Here is a 2,561-nt window from a genome sequence, read left to right as displayed (position 1 = left end):
GTAAGCGCGAAATTTAGCGCACATAGAGTACAAGGCTGAAACGGTGCAGGATGTGTCCACTATTTTTAGTGGACACATCCCATGACAGAGATCGATTCAGATTTTTTGCCGCTGAGGGTGACTCGTGTTGGTCTAGGCGGAAAGCGAAGCTTTGACCCGGAGGGGAAACGGAAACTGGTCGAGGCGTGCCACCGGCCGGGGGTATCGGTGGCAGGCATGGCGCTCAGGGCCGGCGTGAACGCGAACCAACTGCGCCGGTGGATTCAGCAGTACGAAGAGCGGCGTGAAGAAGCTGCCGCGATGCTTGGGATTGAGCATGCGCCGGCGGCGTTCGTGCCGGTGGTCGAGATCGGTGGCATCGTGCCGAAGGCGGAGCCACTGGCAACGCCCGGACGCTTGCCGGTGCATTACGAGCCTGAGCCCGTACCACCGCCGAGTTCGCCGTTGGCCCGCTTGGCGGCACAGTTACCCAACGGCGTGACGGTCGAACTCGAATGCACGGGGCAAGATGCTGCGTTGGTCGCAGCGATGATCAAAGCCTTGGGGGCGCAGTGATGTTCCGGCTCGACGCTGAACTCCGAGTGTACCTGCACCGCGAGGCGGTCGACTTCCGCCTGGGGATTAATGGGCTTGTCGCGTTGGTTGAGCAGTCGATGCAACTGGACCCATTCGCCCGGGCCGTGTTTGGGTTCCACAACCGTCGCAGCAACCGGATCAAGCTGTTGCTATACGATCGCACTGGCTTCTGGCTGCTGCTCAAGCGCCTGGAAGCAGACTACTTCGCCTGGCCACGCCGCGAGCAGGCGGTGATGGAACTCACGACCGAGCAACTGCACTGGTTGCTTGAAGGTATCGACATCGAAGCCGTTCGCCGACACCCTTCGCGGCGATACCGGCACGCGAGCTGAGTCAGCGTGAGGGAGGCCAGGGCGCGGGCTCTGGCCATAGGCTTCGGGAGGCGGCTGCTCGCCAGGGCATTGGTCGATACCATTGTTATGGATTCGACGTAAACCTGTTGGCGATGCGATTGCACTATCGTGAATGGCATGCCTGCACATGACCTCATCCCTGATCTGCCGCCTGACGTCCAGGCCTATATCCGCGAACTCGAGAAGAAGAATCTGGATCTCGAGTCGCTAGCCCAGCAACTCTCGCAGCGTATCGAGCAGCTCGAAGAGCAGTTCCGCCTCGCGCAGCTCAAGCGCTACGCGCCGAGCAGCGAGAAGCTCAAGGATCGGGTGTTTGACGAAGCCGAGCAGCTCGCCGCGACAGAACTTGCTGGCGACGATCCCGATGACGCGTTCACGCTGCCCGATACGGGGCTTCCGGAAGTCGATGAGTCTGCCCGCTGCAAGCGGGGGCGTAAGCCGCTGCCGGCGTCGTTGCCGCGCCAGCGCATCGAGTACGACCTGCCCGAGGAACAGAAGATCTGTCCATGCTGCCAGAGCCCGCTGCATCGCATGGGCGAGGAGACGAGCGAGCAATTGCACATCGAGGTAAAGGCCTCGGTGTTGCAGCACGTACGGTTCAAATACGCGTGCCGCCATTGCGAGCGCAACGCGGAGCGTACGCCGATCGTGGTCGCGCCAATGCCAGTGCAACCGCTGCCGGGTAGCAACGCGAGCCCGGCGATGATCGCGACGGTGACGATCGGCAAGTACGTGGATGGCACGCCTCTATACCGGATGGAAGACGCGCTGGCCCGTGCTGGCATTCCGGCGGGCCGCGGCACGCTGGCGAACTGGATCATCAGGCCTGCCGAACTGCACTACAGCCGGCTGTACGAGGCGATGCGCCAGACGCTGCTGTCGCAGCCGCTGATCCACGGCGACGAGACGACGGTGCAGGTGCTTAAGGAAGAAGGCAAGACCGCGCAGAGCAAGAGTTACATGTGGCTCTACCGCAGCGCACAGGACTGCGAGCAGCCGGTGGTGCTGTTCGACTACCAGCCGGGGCGCGGGCAGCAATATCCGCAGGCGTTCCTGGCCGGCTATGATGGCATGCTGATGACCGACGGCTACAGCGCCTGGCGCACGCTCAAAGGCGTCACGCACTTCGGGTGTCTTGCACATTCGCGACGACTGTTCGTCGACGCGCACAAGGGCCAGAAGAAGCCCGGCGGTCGCGCACAGCAGGCGCTCGAGTACTTCAAGGCGCTGTATCAGGTCGAGACACTTGCTCGCGGAGAACTGCCAGAGGGCGAGACACGGGCCGGCTACACCTACCGACTGCGGCAGGAACACAGCGTACCGCTGCTGGAGGCGCTCAGGAAATGGCTGGACGAACTGGTACCGCAGGTTCTGCCCGAAAGCCTGCTGGGCAAGGCGATCAGCTACACGCGCAACCAGTGGGAATACCTCGCCCGCTACGTTGTCGATGGCCGGGTGCCCGTGGACAACAACGTGATAGAGCGCGACGTGAGACCCTTTGCAACCGCGAGAAAGGCATGGCTCTTTGCAGACACGATTGCCGGTGCGAAGGCGAGCGCGATGATCTACAGCCTGATGCTCACGTGCCGCGCCTGCAACGTCGAGCCGTATGCGTATCTGCTTCACGTTCTC

At 62.4% G+C, this 2,561-nt stretch carries 3 protein-coding genes; all 3 read left to right on the top strand.

The features are described from left to right. Positions 1-81: 81 nt before the first annotated feature. On the top strand, positions 82-555 hold the full coding sequence (tnpA, locus tag ACGLHR_RS51355) for an IS66-like element accessory protein TnpA (RefSeq protein WP_400103761.1): 474 nt from the start codon (positions 82-84) through the stop codon (positions 553-555). Continuing rightward, positions 555-908, top strand: a complete 354-nt coding sequence (gene tnpB, locus ACGLHR_RS51350; protein WP_400103759.1) for an IS66 family insertion sequence element accessory protein TnpB — start codon at positions 555-557, stop codon at positions 906-908. Before tnpA ends, tnpB begins: the two co-directional genes overlap by 1 nt. Before the next feature lie 138 nt (positions 909-1,046). Next, a partial coding sequence (tnpC, locus tag ACGLHR_RS51345) for an IS66 family transposase (RefSeq protein ID WP_400103757.1) occupies positions 1,047-2,561 on the top strand: 1,515 nt, incomplete at its 3' end.

This window comes from Cupriavidus sp. CuC1 (assembly GCF_044627735.1).
Lineage (GTDB): Bacteria > Pseudomonadota > Gammaproteobacteria > Burkholderiales > Burkholderiaceae > Cupriavidus > Cupriavidus ulmosensis.
Note: the sequence above shows the minus strand (reverse complement) of the source record. Positions and strands in the feature narration are given on the sequence as shown.

Coding starts and splice junctions, on each gene's coding strand:
- tnpA (WP_400103761.1), top strand. CDS start 82: ATGACAGAGATCGATTCAGATTTTTTGCCGCTGAGGGTGACTCGTGTT.
- tnpB (WP_400103759.1), top strand. CDS start 555: ATGTTCCGGCTCGACGCTGAACTCCGAGTGTACCTGCACCGCGAGGCG.